The sequence below is a fragment of the Fusibacter tunisiensis genome (assembly GCF_016908355.1).
GTDB lineage: Bacteria > Bacillota > Clostridia > Peptostreptococcales > Acidaminobacteraceae > Fusibacter_D > Fusibacter_D tunisiensis.
Map to the genome: position 1 here is coordinate 32,883 of NZ_JAFBDT010000005.1, position 23,603 is coordinate 56,485.

The window sequence follows — 23,603 nt, forward strand, 5'->3', positions numbered from 1 at the left end:
TAAAAATAAACATCAATATACATCTTATCCCCTTTTATGTTTTGTTAATTCAAATCCTACTGAACTTGATTTCGCCCAAAATTTTTGGCCCTATACAGGGCTTCATCACTGGCCTTAATCAACTCTTCAGCAGGTTGATCTCTCTCAGGAACCACAGTTGCAACCCCTAAAGAAACAGTTAAAATTTGATTAAGAGGTGATCCTTGATTGGGAATTCTCAAAAATTCAATACTTGATCTAAATTTTTCTGCGACCTCTCTCGCCCCCTCATATATTGTGTTAAAAAGAATACAAGCAAATTCTTCACCGCCATATCTTGCAACAACATCGGTATGCCGCATGGTACGTGAATTCAGGACCTGAGCCACCTGTTTTAAACATCGATCGCCTTCCTGATGCCCATATGTGTCGTTAAAAATTTTAAAATAATCTATATCAATCATAATTAGAGATACTGGCGAACGATTGCTTTTAGCTAAACTCCACATTAATGCCAGTTTTTCATCAAAACTTCGTCTATTGGGAATCTGAGTTAAAGCATCTGTATAAGACAATTCATTAAGAATTTCCTGACGCTCCAACAATTGTCGCCTTGCCTCATTACGTTCAGTTACATCTTCAAGCGTTTCAATAACAGCATACACCCGATTGGCTTCATTCAATAAAGGTGTCATTTTACAATTGAATTCGCGTACACCCAGCGCAGTCTTAAACTGATTTACAGACTCTAATGTCTTTCCAGTTTTAAATACATCTTGAAGCGAACAATTTTCACATGATTTTTCATCCGTTAAGGAAACAAGCTGATTGTAACACTTACCCTCTGAAAGCGCATTGGGAAACCACGCATCAATTACACTATTCTTTTGAATGATTTCATGTTCTTCTGATAACATTAAAACACCAAGTGGCACATTGTTAATCAAAACTTCAAATTTACTGTTGGTCTCAATTAAATTTTTTTCAATTTCGAGTTTTCTCAACTCATAGAAAATTAAAAAAATACTTTGAAACAAAAATACTGTAAAATAAACAATCATAAACGGCAAATTGAAATGCATTGGGATAACCCCTATTAACTGCAATACAATCAGGGCAATCACAACAATCACCGTAAATCCAACAATTTGAACGCCACATTTATACCCAATAAAGTGAATGGCGAAAAACGGAAACACAAAGGCTAAAAAAGAAAAAGGGCAATGGAAAAGACACATCATTTCCCAATTGCCCAAACATTCTTAGCGTTTCAAAATTCTCTGAATTAAAGCAACCATTTCCGCCCTAGAAGCCTCACCAAATGGCTGAAGTTGCCCTTTCTCATTCCCTTCTACCAATCCCATTTCAGTCAAATCAGAAATTGCCTTCTGAGCCCAATCCGAGACATTTTTATAATCTTCAAACACCTCAAGTGCCTGATCGGATCCACTTACCTCAAGCAAACCAAATCTCGATATAGCTTTGTAAATCAGCGTAAACATTTCTTCCCTCGTAATAAGCCGCTCTGGTTCGAACCTATTTTCGCCAACCCCATTCGTTAAACCAAGTTCCTTGGCAGCCGCCAAATAGCCTGTATAGAAGGTATCTCCAGCATCAGTAAAATTATCTGTAGACGCACTTGGCTGTACACCGTATGTCCGCATGAGCATCGTAATAAATTGACCGCGTGTAAGTCTACCGTGTGGGTCAAATTGGTTTAACCCAATTCCCTTCACAATCTCGCGAGCAGATGTAAAATCAACCGCTTCAGCATACCATGCAAACACAGGGACATCTTCAAAAACAATAGGATTATACCCTAAAGCAAAACTTGAAAAGTGGTTTGTTTCAAATTGAACAGTTTTTGTTTCCGAATCAAAATAACCATTTGGAACAATCTTCAATTCGCCCCCATCCGTTATATAATAGACCACAACTTGGTTTTGATTTTCAAAGTTCGCAAGTGTATATGGCACTTTAACTTGGACTGGAATGCTAAAATCTGTTATGTTTTCTTCACCTCTAAAGATTGCAAAATCAATAACCGGTCTATTGCCAACCACTTGTCTCTGTGCATCTGTTAATTCATTTGATAAAACTTGAGTCATCCTAATTTGAAGGTCCCCTGACTGCTCATCCATATTTCGGAACAAATCCAAATCCACTTCCATAGACCCAAAATCTGTTTCAATTGTCAAATGCTCTATTTCAGCATCAAGCATTTGCTCTAACGCATCTCCAGAAAAATCCACCATCAATTCACCAGATGAGCCGGTTAAAGTTTTAATCTTCACAACGATATCTTTCGGATTGCTCTTTAACATTTCTTCAATCAAGTCATCAGCTACAGACACCTTTTCAACGCCGTTTTCATCTTCAGAAGCAATAAGATTTATAGTGGCTTCATCTTCAGTTTTCGAAACTGTAGGGCCCACAAACTCTTGATCCACAACACCATCATCTACTTCTACAACTGGTCTAGATACTGTAAAGGTCTGGCTTGTATAAGTTCCACCTGTATAATCTGCACATCTTACAGTATATACACCTGACCTTAAATCGCCAACTTCTACACTCAATTGAAAAGCGTTCAGTATATCTACAGATGTGGTCCCAAAATAAAGCAAACTTCCAGATGGATCTAAAATTTCGATAACCAAAACCCCTTTTTCAAGGGTTGAAGCCGTCCCTTGGACGGTTACTTCACCGGCAGTAGCGTTATAAGCAACTTCAAGCGTCTCCACTTCACCAGCAAATACAGGCACAGCGGACACAAATACCAAGATTATTACAGCAATTAATATTTTATTCATAGTCCATCCCATCCTTTCCTACACCGTACTCAGGATGATTTGGCAGCAAATGCCCGTACCCTGCACCAATTCCATACGTCGCGCCACCAAAAGACGCAGCACCATTGGAAATACCATCACTTGAGATCAAGAATAAGGTAATTCTGTTGGCATCCTTGAACACTTCTTCCTCAGAGCCACCCAACCTTTGAACAATTACCATCATGCGGTCATCCTCACCAGATACAACTTCAAACTGCTTACTGCCAATAATGCGATCATTTATATAATACATAACCAGAAGCGTATGATTGATTTCAAACCGCGGACCTTCATACTCAGGCTCACTTGGGTTAAAAGAAAATAAATTTACAAAAGTTATACTGTCTTCACCATAGTAGTCATAATCCACATGTTCACGCCCTGACAAAATTGCGTCCTTGTGCGCTTGATCATATTCCATGGTTGACGCTGAAAAAAGAACTCTTCTTACAACCAAAGGAATCTCTGCTTCGACACCTGTGTCTAAAAATCTAATCTGAATTATAATACTGGTAACAGGATTAACTTCGACATCAGGTAGAGGAATCATCCAATCAGGCGGTGAAGGCGAAAAATCTTCATACGGATAGGCCGGTGGTAACCCAACCCCGTATTCACCTATAACAGATGCACCCAGTATTTCATAAGGTCTCCCAACAGATGACGGTTTTATACCCACTTCATTATTTAAGAAATATGCAAAAGCTGTGGGCATGTATACTTCTGGATTACTGGCATTGGTAATTCCAGAACCATACTCACCACTGGAATATTCAGTCGTAATATCAATCCCTACAAAATCTGGTTCAAATAGGGTTACCATTGAATCTTCATATGAATTTCCAATTTGATAACGCATATGCATGGTTACCTTTCCAAAATACCGCTTTAAATTTAGTGTTGTTACTGGCCCTTCACTTCTAGAAGTCACAATTTCAGATCGGTCAGCTAAATATTCCCAAACACCGCCTCCAAAATCTTGAATCACAATCCCTGTATCTTCAAATTCGCCCCAAATTTGATAAGTACCTTCCATCATTTCATCCGGAACAGGAATGTCTACTTCACGAGAATCATTCTGTCCACTTGCTTGCAAAGACTCTGGTTCAGGATTTTCATCAAGTTGAAATTTTATGGTGATATACGCATAGCCTGGTTGATAAAGAATCACTTGAATTGGACGGTCATCTCCCGGCAGATAGGCATCAAAAGATGCCCGTTTTAATTCATCTGTAAAACTTAATTTTGTTGACCCATTTTCCATAATTTCCAGACTGCCACCAAAATTATTGATATTGATTTGTGCTGGTATAATCCAGTATGGATCGTCCCAAGCCACTTCAGTTCCAATCGGATCCATATGTCCAATAAAATCAACCTGTTCAAACTCAACAGGGAACTCAATCCAACCACTGTCCCCAGCAGGTACAGGCACATAAATTTTACCATCAGAATTCGGTTCAATTAGACTGTCTACTGGTTCCTTACTGCCAACAGCAACTCTGAATTGGTATTCCGACGTATCACCTGGACCTGGATCTGGACCTGGACCCGGTGAAGAATCTTCAATCGTGATTGGCATTTCTGTATAACCAAGTAACAAGCGTTCCTCTGGGCTAACTCTATTAAAGAAAAATACAATAAGACTAAACGTACCCGGATTTTCGCGCACGTCACAAACACCAACAGGTTCATCTTGAACATATTCTATTTGATATGGTAATCCATCTGTTGCAACAACATAATCTGGTCTCAACAATAAATATCCGAAATGGGTTGTATTCTCAGGTAAATCCGTATCTTGAGAATTTAAATTCAGTACAAAGCCTGTCCCATCAGTTTCAATAGGTTGATAACCTAAAATTTCTGAATTTACAACTTCCAGCGACGTTGGTGTGTAAAGTACTGCACGGAAGCTCTGCTGGGGTTCATGGATACGAATTTCAAATGTTCGGTTAAGATACCCATCTTTAAAAACACCTACCAAATATTGATAACCAATTTCCAACTGAATAACTGTCTCTCCTTCTGCATTGGTTATACCTTCGGGGCTTCCTTCAAAAGATTGATATTCACTGGGTTCCTCTGCGTCACTTCTTCTTGATAGGGCTTCAACTCTTGCACCTTCAATTGACACACCGTTCGAATCTTTCACTTCCACTCTTAAGCCATCCTCAGGTTGAGCTTCCGCCAATTCAACTCTTTTTTCAGAGTATCCAACTAAGTGGTCTTCTGAATCCAAAAAACCCACAAACAAATAGTATTCTCCTGCATTGTCTGCAGTAAGTGCTAGACCATTTGCGATGCCTTCTCTCAACTCAGGTACATCTTTTAAATAAGGAAAATTCATCGGTAAACCAAAGTTGTCTACTGTCCAATTTGGATCATTCACAAGAATTGCCACATAATCCGACGGTGAAAATGCCTCTGGAAATTGAGCGCCATCAATTTGAACAACAACTTCATTGTCATTGACAGTTGTCTGAACTGCATCAACAGTTACTTCAACGATACTGGAGGTGGTATAAAGCACAGATTCCCATATAGTCTGTTCAGTATTTGCTGAGACTTCCAGATTGACTGAGATATAATCCTCTTTTGATAATTTTATTCTGTAATCATAGTCATAAGCAATATTTTCAGAAATCTCGGTAGCATCTCCTGACTGCCATTCCACTGGAGCGCCATCTAAATTCAGTTGTGTCCACTCCTGAGAGTCTGGCAAACGTCTTTCAAAAATCTCTACTCTAAATTGATTCATTTGACTTAAATCTTTACTCAACGCACGAACCGTAACAGGTTCTTCCACATCAACAGAAAAACCTATGGCCAAAAGCCCAATTAGCAGAACTCCCATCCAAAAAATCGATATCATTTTTTTCTTGTCCATAATCACCACACTCCTACTCATAAGTTAACGCTAAAGTGAAACCTTAAATTTATACTAAAATTATAACCGGTTTCTTCTGAACATAAGCGCAAAACTATATAATTTCATATAATTTGAAGGGGTAGTTTTAGGATAGGGTGATTAAATTGCCTTGTTTTGGTAATAAATAAGTTAGAAAATCGGTGGAGGTTCATATGAGCAAACGATTATTGACAGTTTTAATTGCACTCACTTTTTTCTGGGCAGGATCAGTTTATATCAATCAAATGTATTATTTATCAGACAAAATTTCCGCCAATGCGATTGACCTAATCTCAATTCAATTAAACTACAGCGGCCAAATGATCGGCGCAATTATTGGTCTTTTTATGCTACGGAAGGATAAGACGCACCTATTCATAAAAAGAAATCTGTTCCTCGGACTCATTATTTCTGTTGTAACAACTCTCGGAATATTCGCATCGACAAAGGTAATCTATAGTGTTTTATTAGGATTTATAATGAACAGTGCCTACGGATTTATAACGGCTTACTTACTAAGTCTTGTTGGCCAAATCGGGACTGTGAACACAGTTGGAAAAATTGTTGGATTGGGTTATGGCCTAGGAACTCTTGCTTCATATCTCTTTAACGCAATATTGGGGGAATGGATGAGTCAATATCAGTTAATATCTTTTGTCTTTGCCGGAATAATCCTCATCGAAATTTTTATCGTTCATAAAATGAATCTTGACTTTACACAAACTGAACGCCCAGAAAAAAGGGCTATTACAAGAAATGAATTTTTTTTGATGGCCTTTGTCCTCACGTTTATGGCCATTATAAGTGCCATTGGTGGGAACTATAAATCAGAAGCCATTTTTCAAACAGGTATACGATTAGAATACACGCGGATTTATTATGCAATTGGATTAATTATTGCGGGCCTTATCTCAGATTACAGCCGTCACTTGGGCGGATGGGCTTGTATCTTCGCACTTTTTTATCCATTTGTTGGGATTTTAATTAATTCAAACCTTTCATTGGCTTCCATTGCATGGCCTATGAGTTACTTTTTTCTTGGTTTTTATACCATTTATCGAACGATTAAATCCATTGATTTGTCAATGGTGAGCCAAAAGTTTATTTACTTTGCAAGTTTGGGGTTTATTGTGGCGAGATTTGGTGAAATTATGAGTGAACTCTTTTTTTGGATTCCATCAGACCAGACGCTTTTAAATAGCATTCTCTTAATCCTCTTAATGGTCCCCATGCTCATTGGTTTTACAAAGTTAGAAAGTTACACAATAAAAAACACAAACTTAATTTCATATGATGATAAGGTTAAGTCATTTGCTTTAACAAACCGTGAAAAGGAAATTTTAGAGTGTGTTTTAAACGGAAAATCAAATTCTGAAATTGCGTCATCACTTTTTATTTCAGAAAATACGGTTAAATTTCATGTTAGAAATATACTCAAAAAAACAAATTGTAAAGGCCGAAATGATGTCCGAGATTTGTTTCATTAAATGCGTTTGGGGACGGAGGCAAAATGGACCCATGCCCTGTCCCCAGATAAAACTAAGTCCCCCAATTATCTAACTAAAAGGGGGATTTTACTTAATTTTTCACGTTCAGGGACAGGGAGGGGGTCCGTTTTGCCTCCGTCCCCAAACGTAAATTTTAAATTTATCCTTGACAAACTTCAATTCCATCTCGTATAATCAATTTCATACTCGAGTATAAAACTTAATAGCGTTAACTCATATCCAGAGAGGTGGAGGGACCGGCCCGATGAAACCCAGCAACCAATCACGCAAGTGAGTATGGTGCTAATTCCGTCAGTATAAACTGGAAGATGTGAGAGGAAACCCAATTATACGTCTCCTTTTGCATTTTGCGAAGGAGATTTTTTAGTGCAAAAAAGTGAGGTTTTCCATGATCAAAATTCAAAATTTAAGCAAAATCTATGACAATTCAAAACGCCCTTTAGTGGCTATTGACTCTATTAACCTCGATATCGACAAGGGTGACATCTTTGGAATTGTGGGACTCAGCGGTGCAGGCAAATCTACTTTGGTGAGGTGTATCAACAGAATCGAAAAGCCCTCATCTGGGTCCATAATCATCAACGGTGTAGACATGGCAGAACTGGAAGGCAAAGCTCTAAGACAAGCGCGATATGCTATTGGAATGGTTTTTCAGAACTTCAACCTTTTTAACAGTAAAACTGTCTACGAGAATGTGGCCTTTCCTCTAAAAGTCAAAGGCATGGACAAAAATACCATTCATCAGCACGTCATGGACCTCCTTGAAAAAGTCGAACTGATGGATAAAAAAGATGTTCATCCAATGCGTTTAAGTGGTGGCCAGAAACAACGTGTCGGTATTGCACGGGCACTTGCGGGAAATCCCAGTGTTCTCTTGTGTGATGAAGCCACTTCAGCGCTTGACCCTAAAACAACTGACCAAATCTTAACCTTGCTAAAGCGCATCAACAAAGAGTTAGGGGTCACACTTATTGTAATTACACATGAAATGGATGTGGTGAAGTCAATTTGTAATAAAGTGGCAATTCTTGAAAATGGCTGTATTATTGAATCTGGTGAAACTGTGGATGTCTTCACCCATCAGTCAAGTGAAAAGACCCGGCACTTTATCAACAATCGACCTATAGAGGGACCCCATTCAAAATTAGCCAAAAATAGCAGTCGACTCTTATTGACTTTTAAAGGTGACACAGCAGATCGTCCTGTTTTAGCTGGTCTAATTCAAGAATTTTCACTTAATGTCAATATTCGGTCTGGATCAATTGATTCAATTCAAGAGACGTCTGTTGGAAAACTGATTGTAGATATTCCAAGCACATCAAATAACTTGGATGAGATTATTCAATACCTTATGCAGCATGGCGCAGGAGTGGAGGTGATTTCATAATGGAAATTTTAATAAAAGCCAGTCTTGAAACGCTTTACATGGTAGGCCTTTCATTAATTTTTACCATCATGATTGGTCTACCACTGGGCATCGTACTGGTGATTACCCAACCTGGTCATATTGCTGAGCAAAAAAGGGTCTACAAACTTTTGTCCTATAGTGTCAACATGACACGCTCTTTGCCCTTTGTAATCCTTATGATTTTCATTATGCCACTAACGCGGTGGCTCGTAGGTACATCCATTGGAACTCAAGCTGCAATGGTCCCGCTTGTTTTTGCAACGATTCCTTTTTTTGCCAGAATTGTTGAAAGCGCGCTTCAAGAGGTGGATCAAGGTATTATAGAAGCTGCAGTCTCCATGGGTGCAAGTCCCCTACAGATCATTGTGGGCGTTTTAGTTCCAGAGTCAATCCCATCCCTCATACTTGGCGCTACCATAACAGCCGTAAATCTACTTGGATATTCTGCAATGGCTGGTGCAATTGGTGGTGGTGGTCTTGGCGACTTGGCAATCCGCTATGGCTATCACCGCTTCCAAACGGATGTAATGGTTATGACCATTGTGGTCCTAATTGTTTTAGTTCAACTCATACAATCAACTGGCAATGTGCTTGCTAATAAAATTATACACATACGGAGGAAATAAAAATGTCAAAACATGTATTGAAATACTTGCTATTTATTATACTTGTAGGTCTTTTGAGTTTATCCCTAATTGCATGCAAGACCAATAATGACACACAAAATACGTTGAAAGTCGGCGCAACACCTGTGCCACATGCTGAACTTTTAAATCTCATTATTCCGGATTTAGAGGCTCAGGGAATCACCCTTGAAATCGTTGAATTTACGGATTATGTAACCCCAAATTTGGCGCTAAATGATGGCGAAATAGATGCCAACTTTTTCCAACACGTTCCCTACATGGATTCATTTTCCGAAACGCATGACTTAACTCTAGTCAGTGCTGGTGCCATACACGTAGAACCTCTTGGACTTTATTCTGAAACGCTAACAAGCTTATCTGACCTAACAGAAGGCGCAGTAATAGCCATACCAAATGACCCGACCAATGAAGGCAGGGCCCTCTTATTGCTTGAAGCAAATGGCTTAATTGTTTTAGATCCTGATGCTGGCCTAGAGGCAACTGAAAACGACATTATCGAAAACCCAAATGGGCTTATTTTCAAGCCCCTCGATGCTGCCCAACTTCCACGGTCTTTAAAAGATGTGGCTGCCGCTGTTATCAATACCAACTACGCTCTTGAAGCCAATTTAAATCCCTCACAAGATGCCATTATAATTGAAGGCAGTGAATCTCCATATGCCAACATCATCACAGTAAAGCCAGAGCTTTTGGACGATGATCGCATCAAAGCGCTACTTGAAGCCCTTCAGTCTGATGCTGTAAAAACATACATCCAAGAAACATACAAAGGCGCCATCGTCCCGGTATTTTAAGTGCGTTTGGGGACGGAGGCAAAATGGACCCTTGCCCTGTCCCCATACAAAACCAAATCCCCCAATTATCTAACTAAAAGGGGGATTTTACTTAATTTTTCGCATTCAGGGACAGGGAGGGGGTCCGTTTTGCCTCCGTCCCCAAACGTGCGGTACTTTAAACGTACGGTTTTCCATCCAAATCAGCTCTGTGCTTCCCCCATGCCTTCACTAAGTCTCACCATTTCACTCGCCTGTTCATAAAGACCAAATCCGCCCTGAGAATTTACAACGTATATATTCATGCGAATAGAATTAGATCCCAAATCTATAATTGCAATAGAGTCTTTCATATTTCCCCCTTTTTACATGCCCGGTCTTAAAGTTTCATTGAAAAAATTTAAAATATAGGTGTGCTGAATCTCTTCAGACATCTCGCGATCTAAATCTCCAGTAAAACCAATAATTCCAGTTAGACTGGAAAACAAATATGACATGGTGAAATCAATATGTGTCGTCCCGTCAATTTGATGTACCCGTGCTTCTGGACTTCCCTCAATCAGGCCATTTAGGAAGGTGTCATTTACACCACCCGCCCACTGCTCACTACGCAGAAATAAAGCAGGTACTTCAAGCCCCATTTTTACAGCATCCATACCAAGAGGTTCAACCCACGCATCTAGCCCAATTACTGACTTAACTCGAGAATCCTCCATTGCAACAGCCACATCTGCGCCCCCACCTGTACTATGGCCTAATAGACCAACACGAGAAAGGTCCCACTGGCCAGGATTCAGTGATGGCAAAGTATCGAGCAACAATTTTACATCCCCCGCATAAGTCATAACCAATTGGTTTGCATACGTCAAAAAATCTGGCGTTTCATTTCGATCAGGCAGGGCATTTTGATCCAATTCTATCCCTGTTCCATCCTCAAAAACAGTCATTTGAGCACCATAAGTATGGTCAATTCCAAATACAATATAACCTGAACTTGCCAACAATTCGGCAAAATCTGTGTGAAGACTTCTAAACCCTTTCCAGCCATGGGACAAAATTACAATTGGGTATACCGATTCCTGCCTGCTCAGTGGCGCTTCCAAATGTGAATTAGACAAGATATTTTCCGTATGATCCAACATGAAAAACGGCAAATTCATCTCTCTTGCCAAGGATCTTGAAACCTGTAAACCGTCTTGAAGCCAAGGCATTTGTTTATAGCCAGCAACTGAGTCCGCTGGATACCACATTTGAATCCGAATACGCCTGTAGTCAGATTTATCTGATTCGTCGATAACCCTACCATAAGATTCCAAACGGTTAGGATCCGTTATTTCAAATGTATGTGTCCCCACATGGTAAGCCCCTATAGGTTCTGGAATTGAATACTTGGGAAACACAACCAAACACAGACCTGTTAGACCAATTGCGATTCCCCCTATAACAAGATTTTTCATCCGACTTTCTCTAATAGGCTTTCTCTGGGCATCTGTTAAAAGCCCAATCATAGAAACGCCGGCTTTCATAGATAAATAAAAATAGACAGGATACATTTGCCAACTTTTTTGATCAAAGAGTAAGTGCCCCAGTAAAATACCAAACCCAGCAAATGCAACATACCGCTTAAATACACGCCATTTATCAACAGGTTTTACAAACAAATCCATTGCAAATATTAGAACAACAAATCCCAATACCAACCACTCAAGCCAGTCCATTTTACCGCCTTTCCCCAACCACAAATCCGTCAGAATAAATCAAGGGACCCTTGGGCCCCTTGATGATTATTGTCCAGAGATGGTGCCACCTTTTGTGTGGATCCACGGAAGGACACAATTGCCATAATTAATGCGTCTGTTACTGATGGCTTCAATTGCATTGATAAACTCAAAGAGGTTACCAGAAACCATTGTTTTTGTAATTGGATACTTAATTTCACCATCTTCAATATAAAAACTGTTTTTTGCGACGCCTGCAAAATCACCATCAGGCCCTGGACGTCCACCCGAAAAACGGTTTAGCAATATACCACGCTTTACATTTTTCACCATGTCCGCCAAACTTTTTTCACCAGGCTCAACAATAAAAGCATTGCCATAGTTGCCAGACCGGTTAAGTCCCACTTTGTTTGCCCCATATTGTGAAATCAAAAAGGATTTCAAGACACCATTTTCAATAATCGTCAAATCCTCTGCGACAAAGCCATCGCCTGTTATGGTATAGCCTGGCGCCAGCTCTGCTGAAGTGGGATTAGAGTGCCAAGTGAGCATTGGTGATGCCACCTGCTCGCCCATCTTATTCTTAAATTTACTGGAACCTGCAATTAATGACCCATCCGCAAGTGCCGCACCTGAGAGATATTCTAAGAATTCTTCCAAGCAACTTGGGGCAATAATCACATCGCCAACGAATTTGCCTTCAAATGCTTTTGCATCCAGTTCTTTTATAGATTGGTCCAAAAGTTCTTCAAGGGCACCAAGTTCCAGAAGTTTCTTCTTGAGTTCGCAAGTGCTTGCGCCTGTGTAGTTAAAAGATGTAATGCGGTCGCCCTCTTTAGCGGAAAACATCATTGTAAAGCTGTAGTATCCACCGACTTCTTCTAATCTTACGCCATTTGAATTTGCAACATACTTGTGACGGCGGTCATAAGATAAAATAGCATCTCCATAAATGCTTTTATAGTTTGTTTTCATTTCAGCGTTTAAAGTTTCTAATGCTTCATACACCTGATCAAAATTTGGATTAAGAACACCAATTTCAAAAACTTTAGGCTCTGTGAATTCAGAAATATCACTGGCTTCATCAACCGGCGCTGCTTTAGATAAGTCCACCAATTTTTCAATTGCTGCATCAATTGCTTCAGTTGACTGCTTATTGATACTGGTGCTCGCTGCGCGTTGGTCTTTAATAAATTTGAAATTTAAGTCGAATTCTTCAGTGCTTCTAAGCAGTTTAACTGTATTATTTTCTGTATTGAGTTCGTGTTTTTCGCTAACAGAAAGTACCACCTGTGCCTTGTCAGCTCCCGCTTCTGCCATTTTGTCCAAGCAGTAGTCCAATAAGTGTTTGTAGTCCATCTTATTTACCTCCTACATTGATTTTACATTTAATGGCAGGGCCACCCATACCAACAGGAATTGGTTGCTTTTTGCCACACATTCCCGCAGCGGTCCATTTCATTTCGTTGGAAACCATTGTCACTGACGACAACACATCAAATGCTCTCCCAGATATGGTTGTGTTTTTAATTGCTTTACCCAATTTACCATTTTTAATCTCATACCCTTCAGATACCCCAAACATGAATTCGCCTGTTGTATCGGCTTGTCCGTTGCTTGTTTTTTTGAAATAATAGCCATCTTCTATGGAAGCGATCATTTCCTCTAGTGTGGATTCACCAGGAAGAATTGCCGTATTGCGCATCCGAATTAAGGGTTCGTCAGAATATTGCCATGCCCTTGCATTTCCATAGTTTTCATGCCCAAATTCTCTTGCAGAATCCCGGTTGTGCATAAAGCACTTAAGTATTCCATTTTGAATAATAGGTGCATCCTGGCACTTTACGCCTTCGTCATCCACAAAAATTGGAACTGGAAGCAAGTCTCCATTGTAACTATGGGCAAAATCAATCAATGAGACCAAAGGACTTGCCACCTGCTTTTCAAGATAATCGCCAGCAATAGACCCATTTCGAACCAGGTCTGCCTCAACTGTATGCCCAAAGGCTTCGTGTGCAAGGATTCCTGCCAGATTGGCATCTAAAATCACTTCATGATAGCCTGCTACTGCATGAACACCCTCATTTTTGAGCATTAAGCTCTGGTAAAGTGCATCAATATCCGCTTTAATGTCTTCTACAGTTGTCAAGTGGTCTTCGAGTTGACCGATACCACCATAAACTTCACCAAGCTCACAAGGTTCACCGTCTTTTTCTGCAGTAAGTCCAATATGAAATACAGTTCTAGGCCATAAGAGATAGGATTCTGTTCCATCAGAAGTTACCAAGTGTTTTTCCATTTCAAGACAAGACAAAACGATGAGTCTTGATACTAAATTTGGATAAGTGTCTTGAATGTAAGCGTCGACACTTTTCATGTAGTCTGTAATTTGTTCTTGCGTCCATCTTTCTTTTTGAGTTGAAAAGTCTTTTGTTTCATGAACGGCTTCAGATTTAAATGGTTCTTGTGGGTGATCCTTCTTTGATGCTAAAAATTTGGCGTTTTCCCAAGCTTGGTCTACAACTTTTCGAATGGTTTCATCTGAAATTTCAGCTTGAGACGAAAACCCAAAACAACCATCCTTATACGCTCTTGCGCTAACACCACCTGTTGAACTCTTGTCATTGCGCACAAGATTGCCATTCATCATGACCATTGAAAAACTTCGATTTTCCTGAACACGCAGTTCACAGTAAGGCTTCATCTGAGCCACATACTGACTTAAATCCTGTTTTGCCATATTACCCCCTTGTAATAATTCATCTTAAACTATGACACGTTGTTAATAAAGTTGCTAAATTCAGTATAAAATAATTTATATGACTCCGCAAGGTCCAATTGGGGACGGAGGAAAAACGGACCCCTGACCTGTCCCCCGTTGACTCAAATTTTAACTGTTTACTGGTAATTGCACCGTAATTGAAGTTCCCACACCTTCGGTACTCTCTACAATTATTTCACCTGCATGACTATTCTTCACAATGTCATAGACTATAGACATGCCCAACCCTGTTCCTTTTCCAATTTTCTTTGTCGTATAAAATGGCATAAAAAGTTTGTTTTTCACTTCGTCCGTCATGCCAATGCCATTGTCAACAATTTGAATTTCCACAATTTTGCGCTCGTTTTTATCGCGTTTCGTTCTTGTGCTAATTTCTAGACATCCCTCTCCAGGGGAATTCGGATGGGCCTCTTTGATTGCATCCAGCGCATTGACAATTAAATTAAGCAAAACTTGGTTTATTTTACCACCATAGGCCTGAATCATTGGAATGGGTGTATCTATATTAAGTTTCAATGCACCCAATCCCGACAATCGACTTTTTATAATTACCAGCGTATTTTCAATGCCTTCTTTTACATCATAGGGTTCATAATCCGTCATGCGATCAATTCTAGAAAAAATCCGCATACTTTTTATGATTTTCTTTACGCGCACAAGACCTTCATTGATATCCGAAAAAACATCATCTAAATCTTCAACAATGTAGGTCAATTCTTTTCGATCCGAATCTGATAAAGCCGGTTTTTCATTGCGTTCCAAACAATATTCTGCATACCCCTTCAAGATGTTGGCATAATTTTGGAGCGTTTTTTGGTTGCTCATGACAAACCCCAAGGGATTATTGATCTCGTGTGCAACCCCTGCTGCCAATTGGCCAATTGCCACCAATTGCTCCTGCTGAATCAGTTGCGCCTGAAGATGTTTAAGAGATTCCAGTGAGACTTCAAGTTCTTTTTTTGCATTATGGATTTCTTTTTCAGCGGACAATCGATTAAACACACTTGAAAAAAACTCTGCTGCAATGCTGAGGACCGTCATATCTTCATCATGCCAATTCCCAGTAGCGTCCACATTATCAAAGCCAACAAATCCATTTAAAATCCCTCTTTGCATGAGGGGCATAATCAGGGCAGATTTCACACTTTGAAGCTCCAAAATTTCTCTCTCTGCTTGCGCTTCATCGCCAAGTTTTGAAACATCCTTTATATTTAAAATGTCACCCTCTTTTATTTGAGCCATCCACCAAGGAAAACTGTTGATTTTTTGATTTTGTAAGCGTTCCATTTCTGATGCAACACCCTCTCGACACCACTCATAGGTATTGTTCATGAAAATACCATCTTCCTGAAATTCGAAAATATATGCCCGGCTTGCACGGCTGTATTTCCCAATTTCTTCAAGCGCATGATTGATACTATCTGTTGGATTTTCAAGCATCACAAAATTTCGCGCTATTCCAGAAACAATTCTTTCAAGTGCTAACCTGTGTTGAAAACGTTCTTCCAAACAATCCATACTGGCCTCCTAGTTCGTAAGCAAAGATGCTAAATAGTCTTCAATCGCTAGTTGATGACGGGTTAAGTTTCCATTTGCATCACAAAATTCTTTGTCCAACGCATATTGAAATTGAGTAAGGCCCAGCAAACCAAAAGCCACATGGCTCACCAAATGCACCATTGCAACCAATTCTTTGTTGACGATAAGCTCCGGTTTAGGTTCTCTATAGTGATATGCCACTTCAATAATGTCAAAGGGGAGTTCCCACCAATTCAACAAAAATGATCCAATTTCAGGATGCCTTACTGGTAAAAATTCAGTTTCTAAAGCATCAAAAATAGATTGATTATTATCCGTTTGGGAATGCTGGAGTTCTTTCTCAACAGCCTCTATTAATTCCAAGTACAAGTCTGTCTTAACAGTTGCCAAAAAAAGGAGGCCAAGTGTGTGCATTAATCCAGCCGTTCCTTGATGATTTGGTAGACTTTTGCCATAACACAAACTATATAAGTATGCAACACCTTGGTTTACCAAAGATGCATGTTGCCAAAGGTCTTTTGCATAAGGCATGTATGCTGCCCGCTCAAAAACTGAATTCGTAAGTATGATCTGGCGAACATTACTCATCCCCAACATAACAATTGCCTGTTGAACCGAGCCTGTATGAAGCCCATAATAGGCAGTATTGGCAATGCGAAGTAATTTCCCTGCAATTGCAGGATCCGAATCCACCAACCTTGCAACTTCCTGGGCAGAAGCCTCTTTTTCAATTAAATCCGTAATTTTTGCATATAAATCCGGTATGGTTGGCAACGAACCCAATCCATTGATTTCTTGTAGCAAGCTAGGATCAGCAAGTTGATCATTCATACGAATCAAGCCTTCAATTTTAGATAAAAGTTGGTCATTGTCCCACGGTTTATAGATGTATAGCCTTGCTAGACCCGAGTCCAAGGCCGCTAAAATCTGGCGGCTATCTGTATAACCACTCAGTGCTATACGAATTACTTTCGGCTGCATACGCTTAACAGCGTGCATTAGTGCAATGCCGTCCATTTCAGGCATGCGAATATCCGTAACCAAAATGTCAATTTTATTTGATTCTAAATACTGAATCAGATCCCCGCCTTTATCGAAAAACAAACATGTATAATCCGTTTGAAAAAAAAGACGTTTCAGCGCCCTCAATATTTGCTGTTCATCATCTACAAATGCAATTACTTTCGACATGGCGCCTCCTAAGCTTTTCCAACTGGCAACAGTACTGTAAATTCAGTGCCATTTCCCAATTCTGATTTTGCCATAATTTTTCCTTTATGTTCATGCACAACAATGTCATAGGATAGGCTCATACCAAGACCGGTTCCCGATCCTACTGGCTTTGTTGTAAAAAAAGGGTTATAAAGCCTCTGTAGGGTCTCTTCATCCATTCCAGTACCATTATCAACGAACTTAATTTCAACCGTTTCATCCTGGGAAATGTACTTGGTCTCAATTCTTATTTGTCCAGTACGCCCATCCTCCTCTTGTGCACTTTTTATGGCGTCTGCCGCATTGATAAGAATATTCAAAAAGACCTGATTTATTTTCCCGCCATTTGCGTAAATCAAGGGGACATTACCAAACTCAATTTGAACATCGGCTATGTATTTATACCGATGTCGCGCCACATTCAATGTGTCACGAATGCCTTGTTCTACGTCAAACTGGTTAATTTCAGAAATATTGTCAATTCTGGAAAAACTTCTGAGCGAATCCACAATTTCTTTAATGCGATCAACGCCAAAAGCTAAATCTTCAAAAATTTCTTGGATGTCAGTGTCCAAATCAAAAATATGTTGATTTTTCCCAGATTTCCAATTCTGGTAATATTTTTTCAGTGTGTGAATGTTACTTGAAATGTATCCAACTGGATTGTTAATTTCGTGTGCAATCCCAGCTGCCAATTGTCCAACTGCAGCCATCTTTTCCGCTTGTACCATTTGATTTTTAGCCAATGTGAGTTCTTGGTTAAGTCTATTTAAGCTTTGAATAAGGTGATGTTGTCTAATGGCACCTTTCAGCCTAGATGTCAAAGCGACGTCTTGAATGGGTTTACTGATAAAATCACTTGCGCCCAAATCAAAACATTTTGATAAGGTTTGGTCATCTCCCATCCCTGTAATCATAATAGTTTGCACTTCACCTTTTAAAATTCTTTCTTGCAGATGCATGAGAACTTCAATTCCGTCCACCTTCGGCATCATAATATCAAGAAGAATTATGTTGGGTTCATAAGTTCCAAAAAGTGCCAAGGCTTGATCGCCATCTTCTGCCATTTCAATCTGCATTTCTTGAGGCGTAAAATGCGTGTTAAGCAAATCCCTTATTGTCATTCGAATTAATTTGCTATCATCTACGATTAAAACTTTAATTGTTTCCTTCATTTGCTTACTCCTGTTCTTGCCTCTATTAACCCCATTCCAAAGGCATTTTAAGGTTTATTACCTGTCTTCCATTTTTGGAAACCTGCCGCAATTCCATATAAGGCTTTAGCCAATCCGACAGGGTGTTGAAATTTGCCTCAAAGTTCCCTGGTGTTTCATTTTCTTCTAATTGTATGTCTATTAAAATGCTTATATAGATCGGCGCTCTTTCTTTTACTGTTAATTCCGCATCAAGGTTTCCAGATACTTCTATATGCAAGGCGGAAATCAAATGTTCTGCTGTGGCTATTTTAATCAAAATCATCAATACTTTGGGGATCAAATCAACGGATCCATGTCCTTTAACTTTTACGGTGTCATGCTTTGATAGTGTCGGTTCAATTGGCAAATTAATTCTTTTAAGGAGGCTGGCGATTTTTTCTGCTACCAGCGTATAATCCATTGGCACGGTCTCAACTGGAAACATTAAATTAACCATCCGGGCCATCTTATGTGCCTGCCTAATCTTTTTTGCATGAAGGTCATTTCGGTCACAATTCAATTCAATTAACAAGTCCTCTATTTCATCAAATGCTGTTTGATTCACATGCTTTAAGGTTTCAAGATTTTGAAGCAATACTTTTTTCTTATGATCAAATTTATTGAGCAGATTTTGATACAGTTGATTTCGCATTTCCAGTCGCTCTGAATCTGTCTGTTTGTTGGCTAGAAATGTTGCATATTCAATGGCTTCTTGTATAGCCGGTCTTAGTTCTTCATCCACATCCCATGGTTTTAAGATAAATCTAAAAATATCCCCTTGATTGATTGTAACAACCATTTGACTGATTTGTGTATACCCAGACAACACGATTCGAACGGTATTTGGGTAATGCTGTTTTACTATTTTTAAAAGTTCAAGTCCGTTCATACCGGGCATTCGCATATCTGTCAAAATAACATCAATTACATGCTTTTCCATAATTTCAAGCGCTTCGGCACCACTTCCCGCATAATACTGGTCATACGGCTCTCCATTCAGGCTCCTTTTCAAACTTTTCAAAATCATCGGTTCATCATCTACAAACAAAATCGCCGGCATACGCACCTCCCTGGGGACGGAGGAAAAACGGTCCTATGACCTGTCCCCCGTTACACTGTTTAAAAAGTCAACTATCGCTTCAAAAATTCCTCTAACCCGTTTTTCTTCTATTGAATGATCAAATCCATGCCCTGCATTTTCAACAGTTATAAGCCTTGACACAACGCCTAACGCACAAAGCTTTTTATGTATTTTACAGGATTCTTCATACGGAACATCCCTGTCCCCATCACCATGAACCAGTACTGTTGCTGGATAGCCACCATCAAAGCGTTCTAGCGGACTGTATTCCTTCCACTCCTCTGAGTGCAAACTGACATCAAATCCAGCAACATGATCAAGCCACTTACCCTGCTGTCTTAAATACAAATAGTATAAAAACCGCTCCATTTTGCCATCCGATACCGCTTCATTGCCGATAACAGATTCAGCCATTTCTAAACTAATCCGTTTTCGCGTTAAATAATAAGGGCTTGGCTTTTTATACCACTCACTGGTGATGCTCCCATAACCATAAATCGAGACCACAGCAGCCGGCGCATACCCCTCATACGTCGCCAACAACAAGGCCAAATACCCGCCTGCTGATCTCCCCATATAAATCAGTTTAGACATATCGAGTTTCACCATAAACCCATCAAATGTTTTAATAAAGTCTATTGCATCTTTTAAATCATTTACAATTTCAACCAACTTTGTTTCAGGCGCTAAACGATAATCAACCGAAATGACATTATAGCCCGATTCGATAAAAAACCGTACCTGTTCATCGGTCATTTCACGACGATTTCCAAAAATTAAACCACCACCATGAAAATATATAATAACAGGTTTTCCATCATTTTCTGCATATACATCCATTTCAAGAGTGCAAAAATCAACTTTCTTATAAACCAAATTCTCCCACCTCCGGTTGGGGACGGAGGAAAAACGGACCCCTGACCTGTCCCCAATCAAAATATATCTATTATAATATTACCACATTTCCTCTCATTCATTCTATAATCCAAAAAGTATTCAAAAGATTTCCACATAATGAGATGATTATTAGGCTTAAAAAGGGTAATAAACTTACAACTCGAAGATTTAAACTTATATTAACCGGGAGGTTGACATGAAACTAAACGATAAAACCACAATTGTAACAGGGGCAAGTGGCGGGGTCGGAATTGAATTGGTTAAAGAGCTTCTTAATAAAGGCGCTACAGTGATTGCTGTAAACAGAAACACAGAAAGTCTTTTCAAATTTAGAGAATCTCTTAGCTCAGCTGATAGGTTACACATTTATTCAGTGGATGTAACGCAACGAGATCAAGTGAATAATGCTGTAACGGAAATGCTAAAACAAGTAGGACATCTTGACGGTCTGATAAATAATGCAGGGATTATACAGCCATTCATTCCCGTGGCATCTTTAGATTGGTCTAAAATTAAACAAGTGATGAACGTCAACTTTTATGGACAACTAAACTTCATAAAAGCGCTGCTTCCCGAATTTTTGAGTCGTCCCGAAGCTCATATTATAAACATTGGTAGTATGGGCGGATTCCTGCCCGTACCTGGGCAAGTTGTTTACGGGGTTTCAAAAGCTGCAACTTTAATCCTAAATGCAATGGAAAAAAACAAGCTTTCAATACGAATTGGAAAAGACAGTAAAATTTTCTTTTTCTTATATAAATTTTTCCCTAAATTTGCGATTCATACAATCAGTAAGTTTCTCAAATAAATGCATAAAAAATCCCACTCATTACCAGAAGTGGGATTTCTTCATTTAGGGACAGGTCAAGGGTCCATTTTTCCTCCGTCCCCAATCGGACCCGGCTTATCGAAATAATACCCTTGAATCAAATCTGACCCGAAAGATTTCAAACGCTGATACTCTGCTTCAGTCTCTACACCTTCAGTAACAACTTTTAAGTTCAAGTCATGGCATATAGAAATGAGATTTTTCATAACAGCAGAATTTTCTAAGAAGAGAAACTTATCCTTAAGACCCTTATCAATCTTAACCTTGTCCACTGGCATATACGTCAAATAACTGAGAGACGAATAACCAGTTCCAAAATCATCCAAAGAAATTGAAATTCCCTCTGCACGAAGCGCCTCTAACCTCTGAATTGCATAGCCTGAGTTCTCAATTAAAACACTTTCCGTCACTTCAATTTCCAACAAATACGCTGGTAAGTCATAACGCTTCAAACACGTTTTAATAAACAAAACCAAACTGTTATCATACAATTGCTTAGCCGATATATTGATTGCAATAGGTTTCAAAAGGACCCCATTCTCCCGCCACTTATTCAATTTCCGACAAACCTCTTCCACAATTAAAAAACCAATCGGTACAATTAATCCCGACGACTCAGCAATCGGTATAAATTCCACAGGGGACAAGGACGAGGCCTCAATTCTCAAAAGTGCTTCATAAGACACCACATCCCCATCTTCAGCACTCACAATAGCTTGATAAAAAAGCACAAATCGCTGTTCTTCTAGGGCACTACGCAGTTCTTTTTCTACATTAACAGCATAGTCAAAATTCGACGTTAAAGCTTCCGTAAAATAGCAAAATCTATTTTTCCCTTCTTTTTTCGCTTCATACATAGCAATATCGGCTTTCATCAGCAAATCATCGGCAGTAGAAGCATGCACAGGGTACTGGCTAATTCCAACACTCGCCGTAATATGATTTTCAATATTTTCAACACTGTTTTCAGCATGTAAGGCCTCAAAAAACGATTGAATACAAGACTCAACATCTGAATTCGAAGTCATATCAGGTAAATGAATGGCAAACTCATCACCACCAATTCGGTAAATACTTGCGTCCTGACAAACTGATTTCTCCAATACACTTGCAATATGAATTAAGACTTTATCGCCATATTTATGGCCTTGTGTATCATTAATATTCTTGAAATTATCAATGTCAAAAAGCAAAAGTGTTCCTGATTTTTGAATGCCAATAGATTTCCCCAAATCCATTGCATACCGCCTACGATTGTACAAGTTTGTCAAATAATCCCGGTCTGCCAATGCTTGAATCTGATCCTTTTGCCGACTAATTTCATCATATTGATCGTATAACTCCTCTTCATTTGCTTTTAGCTGATTGACAAGCGCCTCAAGTTCTTCATTATTTTCCATAAGTTCAGATTCAGAAATTGCCAAAGCATCTGTTGTCGTAAGAAGTCTATAAATAACAAAACTGGAAATTATAGAAATCAACAAACCTATTCCAAGAATTAAATAGAATAAAGTAGATTTTCCTTCAAAACCCCCTTTTGGCAATGCAAATAAAAACATGGAAGACTCATATAAAGCAACTTCTGCTGACTGAATTTGACTTTCATCTCTGTCAGTCGACTCAAAATTAGACCAAATCACTTGGTCCTTATCTTTCAAGACATCGCGATAACGCCACTCAATCAAATGTGTTTCTGAAAGATCCATTATGCCAGAAAGGGCAAGCGTTTTTTCATAATCGAAAATGATTGTAATTTGGCCAAAATAAGTATCTTCATTAACCACTGGAATTCGAGTAATAATTCCAAGGCCACCTTCCACAAGGTTCACAGGCGCAATTAGCAATGTTTTTAGATTGTCTTTTACATATTGAATAGAAACATTCTGCTCATCATTTACTCCTAAATCAATTCCAATAACTGACTTATAAGGTTCATAAGGATAAATATGCGTAATTGTTGTATCTGTAATAAAAGTCATACTTTGAACAGCATCGCTGGCCGAATCATAAATGCCTTTAGCAAAATAAGTATAGTCTTCTTGTGTAAAAAATGGATCAATCTCCGCATGCGCCTTGAGACCATTTAACGCAATCATCCTTGAAGTGATTAAATTCTCCAAGTTCAATTTAATCATTGTCAGTTGATCTTGGACCTCTTTAACATGATTATCATATGTTTTACTGTACTCAATACTGGCAGTAAATAGAAACAAACCCATCACCAATATAAAAACAAATATCGAAGCTGAAAGTCTTTTCCTCACACCCATTCAAGTCATCCTCCAAAGG

18 protein-coding genes and 1 riboswitch are annotated in these 23,603 nt (G+C 39.2%); of the genes, 5 read left to right on the forward strand and 13 right to left on the reverse strand.

Translation table 11 applies throughout. The features are described from left to right. Positions 1 to 56: 56 nt before the first annotated feature. The 3 genes from JOC49_RS13445 to JOC49_RS04665 form a co-directional block, all read right to left on the reverse strand. Positions 57 to 1,178, reverse strand: a complete 1,122-nt coding sequence (locus JOC49_RS13445; RefSeq protein WP_341534652.1) for a sensor domain-containing diguanylate cyclase — start codon at positions 1,176 to 1,178, stop codon at positions 57 to 59. 63 nt (positions 1,179 to 1,241) lie between these two features. Beyond that, a complete protein-coding gene (locus JOC49_RS04660; protein WP_204662902.1) occupies positions 1,242 to 2,792 on the reverse strand; it encodes an S-layer homology domain-containing protein in 1,551 nt (516 codons plus the stop codon). Continuing rightward, the gene (locus JOC49_RS04665) at positions 2,785 to 5,703 is read right to left on the reverse strand and encodes a hypothetical protein (RefSeq protein ID WP_204662904.1); all 2,919 of its coding nucleotides are present in this window, start codon (positions 5,701 to 5,703) and stop codon (positions 2,785 to 2,787) included. Before JOC49_RS04665 ends, JOC49_RS04660 begins: the two co-directional genes overlap by 8 nt. Positions 5,704 to 5,897: 194 nt before the next feature. On the opposite strand from JOC49_RS04665, the gene JOC49_RS13345 reads away from it, so the two are divergent. From JOC49_RS13345 to JOC49_RS04685, 4 genes are all read left to right on the forward strand, one after another. Beyond that, entirely contained in the window at positions 5,898 to 7,211 is a 1,314-nt protein-coding gene (locus tag JOC49_RS13345; RefSeq protein WP_279381195.1) for a helix-turn-helix domain-containing protein, read from the forward strand. Positions 7,212 to 7,444: 233 nt separating this feature from the next. Next, a riboswitch (SAM riboswitch) is annotated at positions 7,445 to 7,547 on the forward strand. A 73-nt stretch (positions 7,548 to 7,620) separates the two neighbouring features. Beyond that, positions 7,621 to 8,619: a methionine ABC transporter ATP-binding protein gene (locus JOC49_RS04675; RefSeq protein WP_204662905.1), complete on the forward strand. Its 999-nt coding sequence runs from the start codon at positions 7,621 to 7,623 to the stop codon at positions 8,617 to 8,619. Then, positions 8,619 to 9,266: a methionine ABC transporter permease gene (locus tag JOC49_RS04680; RefSeq protein ID WP_204662907.1), complete on the forward strand. Its 648-nt coding sequence runs from the start codon at positions 8,619 to 8,621 to the stop codon at positions 9,264 to 9,266. The genes JOC49_RS04675 and JOC49_RS04680 overlap by 1 nt, the downstream gene beginning before the upstream one ends. Before the next feature lie 2 nt (positions 9,267 to 9,268). Then, a complete protein-coding gene (locus JOC49_RS04685; RefSeq protein ID WP_204662909.1) occupies positions 9,269 to 10,081 on the forward strand; it encodes a MetQ/NlpA family ABC transporter substrate-binding protein in 813 nt (270 codons plus the stop codon). 182 nt (positions 10,082 to 10,263) lie between these two features. Here JOC49_RS04685 and JOC49_RS04690 read toward each other — a convergent pair whose 3' ends face one another. From JOC49_RS04690 to JOC49_RS04730, 9 genes are all read right to left on the reverse strand, one after another. Continuing rightward, complete coding sequence (locus tag JOC49_RS04690) at positions 10,264 to 10,413, reverse strand: hypothetical protein (RefSeq protein ID WP_204662911.1); 150 nt, start codon at positions 10,411 to 10,413, stop codon at positions 10,264 to 10,266. 12 nt (positions 10,414 to 10,425) lie between these two features. Continuing rightward, the gene (locus JOC49_RS04695; protein WP_204662913.1) at positions 10,426 to 11,778 is read right to left on the reverse strand and encodes an alpha/beta hydrolase family protein; all 1,353 of its coding nucleotides are present in this window, start codon (positions 11,776 to 11,778) and stop codon (positions 10,426 to 10,428) included. 66 nt (positions 11,779 to 11,844) lie between these two features. Continuing rightward, positions 11,845 to 13,137: a TldD/PmbA family protein gene (locus JOC49_RS04700; RefSeq protein WP_204662915.1), complete on the reverse strand. Its 1,293-nt coding sequence runs from the start codon at positions 13,135 to 13,137 to the stop codon at positions 11,845 to 11,847. A gap of 1 nt (position 13,138) precedes the next feature. After that, positions 13,139 to 14,518 (reverse strand): TldD/PmbA family protein, encoded by a 1,380-nt coding sequence (locus JOC49_RS04705; protein WP_204662917.1) that lies wholly within the window; start codon positions 14,516 to 14,518, stop codon positions 13,139 to 13,141. Between the two features lie 150 nt (positions 14,519 to 14,668). Further along, the gene (locus tag JOC49_RS04710; RefSeq protein ID WP_204662919.1) at positions 14,669 to 16,078 is read right to left on the reverse strand and encodes a GAF domain-containing sensor histidine kinase; all 1,410 of its coding nucleotides are present in this window, start codon (positions 16,076 to 16,078) and stop codon (positions 14,669 to 14,671) included. A 9-nt stretch (positions 16,079 to 16,087) separates the two neighbouring features. Beyond that, positions 16,088 to 17,290 (reverse strand): HDOD domain-containing protein, encoded by a 1,203-nt coding sequence (locus tag JOC49_RS04715; protein WP_204662921.1) that lies wholly within the window; start codon positions 17,288 to 17,290, stop codon positions 16,088 to 16,090. 8 nt (positions 17,291 to 17,298) lie between these two features. Further along, the gene (locus JOC49_RS04720) at positions 17,299 to 18,486 is read right to left on the reverse strand and encodes a response regulator (RefSeq protein ID WP_204662923.1); all 1,188 of its coding nucleotides are present in this window, start codon (positions 18,484 to 18,486) and stop codon (positions 17,299 to 17,301) included. A 25-nt stretch (positions 18,487 to 18,511) separates the two neighbouring features. Beyond that, on the reverse strand, positions 18,512 to 19,567 hold the full coding sequence (locus tag JOC49_RS04725) for a response regulator (RefSeq protein WP_204662924.1): 1,056 nt from the start codon (positions 19,565 to 19,567) through the stop codon (positions 18,512 to 18,514). A 33-nt stretch (positions 19,568 to 19,600) separates the two neighbouring features. Next, complete coding sequence (locus tag JOC49_RS04730) at positions 19,601 to 20,464, reverse strand: alpha/beta hydrolase (RefSeq protein ID WP_204662926.1); 864 nt, start codon at positions 20,462 to 20,464, stop codon at positions 19,601 to 19,603. Positions 20,465 to 20,681: 217 nt separating this feature from the next. Between JOC49_RS04730 and JOC49_RS04735 the strand changes: the two genes are divergently transcribed. After that, positions 20,682 to 21,293: an SDR family NAD(P)-dependent oxidoreductase gene (locus JOC49_RS04735; protein WP_204662928.1), complete on the forward strand. Its 612-nt coding sequence runs from the start codon at positions 20,682 to 20,684 to the stop codon at positions 21,291 to 21,293. A gap of 56 nt (positions 21,294 to 21,349) precedes the next feature. On the opposite strand, the gene JOC49_RS04740 is transcribed toward JOC49_RS04735, so the two are convergent. Beyond that, a complete protein-coding gene (locus JOC49_RS04740) occupies positions 21,350 to 23,584 on the reverse strand; it encodes a bifunctional diguanylate cyclase/phosphodiesterase (protein WP_204662930.1) in 2,235 nt (744 codons plus the stop codon). Between the last annotated feature and the right edge of the window lie 19 nt (positions 23,585 to 23,603).

What these genes read in the sequence shown, in the direction of transcription:
- JOC49_RS04660 (WP_204662902.1), bottom strand. Translation starts at nt 2,792, where the DNA reads ATGAATAAAATATTAATTGCTGTAATAATCTTGGTATTTGTGTCCGCT.
- JOC49_RS04665 (WP_204662904.1), bottom strand. Translation starts at nt 5,703, where the DNA reads ATGGACAAGAAAAAAATGATATCGATTTTTTGGATGGGAGTTCTGCTA.
- JOC49_RS13345 (WP_279381195.1), top strand. Translation starts at nt 5,898, where the DNA reads ATGAGCAAACGATTATTGACAGTTTTAATTGCACTCACTTTTTTCTGG.
- JOC49_RS04675 (WP_204662905.1), top strand. Translation starts at nt 7,621, where the DNA reads ATGATCAAAATTCAAAATTTAAGCAAAATCTATGACAATTCAAAACGC.
- JOC49_RS04680 (WP_204662907.1), top strand. Translation starts at nt 8,619, where the DNA reads ATGGAAATTTTAATAAAAGCCAGTCTTGAAACGCTTTACATGGTAGGC.
- JOC49_RS04685 (WP_204662909.1), top strand. Translation starts at nt 9,269, where the DNA reads ATGTCAAAACATGTATTGAAATACTTGCTATTTATTATACTTGTAGGT.
- JOC49_RS04690 (WP_204662911.1), bottom strand. Translation starts at nt 10,413, where the DNA reads ATGAAAGACTCTATTGCAATTATAGATTTGGGATCTAATTCTATTCGC.
- JOC49_RS04695 (WP_204662913.1), bottom strand. Translation starts at nt 11,778, where the DNA reads ATGGACTGGCTTGAGTGGTTGGTATTGGGATTTGTTGTTCTAATATTT.
- JOC49_RS04700 (WP_204662915.1), bottom strand. Translation starts at nt 13,137, where the DNA reads ATGGACTACAAACACTTATTGGACTACTGCTTGGACAAAATGGCAGAA.
- JOC49_RS04705 (WP_204662917.1), bottom strand. Translation starts at nt 14,518, where the DNA reads ATGGCAAAACAGGATTTAAGTCAGTATGTGGCTCAGATGAAGCCTTAC.
- JOC49_RS04710 (WP_204662919.1), bottom strand. Translation starts at nt 16,078, where the DNA reads ATGGATTGTTTGGAAGAACGTTTTCAACACAGGTTAGCACTTGAAAGA.
- JOC49_RS04715 (WP_204662921.1), bottom strand. Translation starts at nt 17,290, where the DNA reads ATGTCGAAAGTAATTGCATTTGTAGATGATGAACAGCAAATATTGAGG.
- JOC49_RS04720 (WP_204662923.1), bottom strand. Translation starts at nt 18,486, where the DNA reads ATGAAGGAAACAATTAAAGTTTTAATCGTAGATGATAGCAAATTAATT.
- JOC49_RS04725 (WP_204662924.1), bottom strand. Translation starts at nt 19,567, where the DNA reads ATGCCGGCGATTTTGTTTGTAGATGATGAACCGATGATTTTGAAAAGT.
- JOC49_RS04735 (WP_204662928.1), top strand. Translation starts at nt 20,682, where the DNA reads ATGAAACTAAACGATAAAACCACAATTGTAACAGGGGCAAGTGGCGGG.
- JOC49_RS04740 (WP_204662930.1), bottom strand. Translation starts at nt 23,584, where the DNA reads ATGGGTGTGAGGAAAAGACTTTCAGCTTCGATATTTGTTTTTATATTG.